Origin of the sequence: Streptomyces anatolicus (assembly GCF_019400875.1) — a bacterium.
Taxonomy (GTDB): Bacteria; Actinomycetota; Actinomycetes; order Streptomycetales; family Streptomycetaceae; genus Streptomyces; species Streptomyces anatolicus.
On the sequence record NZ_WMBF01000726.1, the window covers coordinates 1 to 2,211 of the forward strand.

The window sequence follows — 2,211 nt, forward strand, 5'->3', positions numbered from 1 at the left end:
AAGGACGCCCTCGTCTCGCAGATCTCGAAGGGCACCCGGAAGTGGTCCGGCCGCACGGCCGCTCTCGTACTGACCTTCGGCGGCGGCCCGAACGGCACGGCCTACGCCCACCGCGTCAACGGCATGCTCGGCAAGGGGCGTCCGGACATGTTCACCAAGAAGACGGCGACGGACGACTTCCACAACCTCGGCAAGCGCCCGGAGACCGCCGTCGTCCGCGTGTACTTCTACACGGCGCCGGGCGGCTGAGCCATGGCGGTCCTGCGCCCCGGCCAGCCCCCGAAGGCGAGCGGCACCCGCCCGCCGCTGCCCGCCCTGCCCCGCTGCCCCGGGATGCGCGGCTACGTCGACCTGCGCGCCGCCATGCGGAAGGCAGGCTTCCGGCATGCGGCGGAGGCACTGCGGGCACCGGTGGCCGCGCCCGCGACGGACGCCCTCTTCGGCACGCTCCCGACCGCCGACAAGGACGAGGGCTTCCGGGTCCTCGACGGACTCTGGTTCCCCGGCCGAGGCGGCATCTGGCACCGCGTCGACCGGCCCTACGTCCAGCAGGCCCGGGCCCGTTGGCAGGCCTCCGGGGGGCCGCGCGGCCAGCAGGCCGCCGCCTTGGTGGACGTCCTCGAGACGGTTCTGCTCGACGACGCGATGGGCCTGCGGCGCCTCGTCCTGTGGGAGGTGTGCTGCCTCCTCGTGGACGGTGGCGAGAGCCCGGCGGCCGCCGACGCGGTGGCGCTCGGCGTGCACCGCAGCGAGGCGGGGCAGCTCGCCGCCGCGGTGAGCGCCGGGTTCCCCGGGGCGGGCCCCGCCCGGCACGCCGCCGAGACCCTCAACGACGTATGGCCGGGCGTGCGGCTGCGCGAGGCGGAGCGGGTCGTGGCGCGGCTGCCGCGCGGCTCCGGCTATCCGGACGGGCCGGCCGACCATCGCCTTGCCGCGCTGGTCGACTCGGTCCGCGCGCGGGCCGCCGAGGTGGACCGGCTCGCCGCCGAGGCCGCGCGGTCCGAGGCCGCGGGAGCGCTGCGCGCCGCCGCCACCGCCCGGCTCGGCGCGCTGCGCCTCGCGCGGGACGACCCGGACGCCCAGACCGAGCTGCTGCGCGTGGCCACGCTCCTCGCCGACGACCCCTTCGCCCCGGCGGAGGCCGAGGTCGAGGCGGTGACCGACGAACGGGCCGTACGCCTGTCCTGGTGCGCGCCGCCAAGCCGCGCGGCCGGTGTGACGTACCGCGTGCTCCGCTTTCCCGACGGCGCGCCCCACCTGGCGGTCGAGACGGCCGCGGGCGCGGCGGATCTGGGCAGTGCCGACACCGACGCCCCGGTGGGCCGCCCCCTGCGGTACGCCGTCGTGCCGTTGCGCCGCGACCGCATCGCCGGGGTGCCGCGCGTCACGGCTCCCGTGCTCCTCACGCCCGTGGTGACGGAGCTGCGCGCCACCGTCGTACCGGGCGGGGTGCGGCTGCGCTGGCGGCCCGACCCGGCGGCGGCCGAGGTACGGGTGACGCGCTCGGGCTTCGGTGACGCCACCGAGGGCTGGGGCGGGGCCTCGCTGGTGCGGGTGCCCTGCGCTCACGACCGGTTGCTCGACGTGCCCCTGGCCCCGGGGACGTACACCTACGAGGTGCGCTGCGGCTACCGCGATCCGGACGGCGATCTCGTGTGGTCCCGTGGCGTCACCCTCACCGAACGCGCCGAGCAGTGGCCATCGCCGGTGGAGGAACTGACCGTGCGGCGGCACGCGGACGGCGAGCGCGTGACCATCGCCTGGCGGCCGCCCGAGGTCGGCGACGGGCTGCTCCTGCCCTGGACGGCGGGCCCCGTCCCGCCGGGCACGGACGTGTCGCGCCTGGTGCGCGCGGTGGAGCAGATCCCGGCGACCTCCCTCGGCGCCGAATCGTGCGCCGAGCTGACACCGCGCCCCGAGCAGCGCGTGCGCGTGACGGCGGTGAGCGTGCTGGGCGCGCGGGCCGTGTCCGGACCGAGCATGCTCATCGAACACCCGGCACCGGTGCGCGATCTGACGGTACGTCGGCTCGCGCCCGACCGAGCCGGGTTGCACTTCGACTGGCCGGAACCGGCGGTCCTTGTCCGTGTGACGTGGAGCGACGGACTGCGGGGCGGGGAGCGGTGCGTGCCGCGCAGCGCGCTGGCGGCCGGGTGGGTGGAGATTCCCGTCTCCGCCGAGGAGTGCGTGGTCACCGTGGTGCCGATGCCC

The 2,211-nt window shown here is 76.8% G+C and carries 1 protein-coding gene and 1 pseudogene; both read left to right on the forward strand.

The genetic code is table 11. The annotated features are described in order from the left end of the window. Nucleotides 1–249: pseudogene (locus GKQ77_RS31870) on the forward strand (hypothetical protein); the annotation flags it as partial. Nucleotides 250–252: 3 nt separating this feature from the next. Then, nucleotides 253–2,211: amino acid adenylation domain-containing protein (locus GKQ77_RS31875; RefSeq protein ID WP_219692594.1), on the forward strand; the 1,959-nt coding region annotated here is incomplete at its 3' end.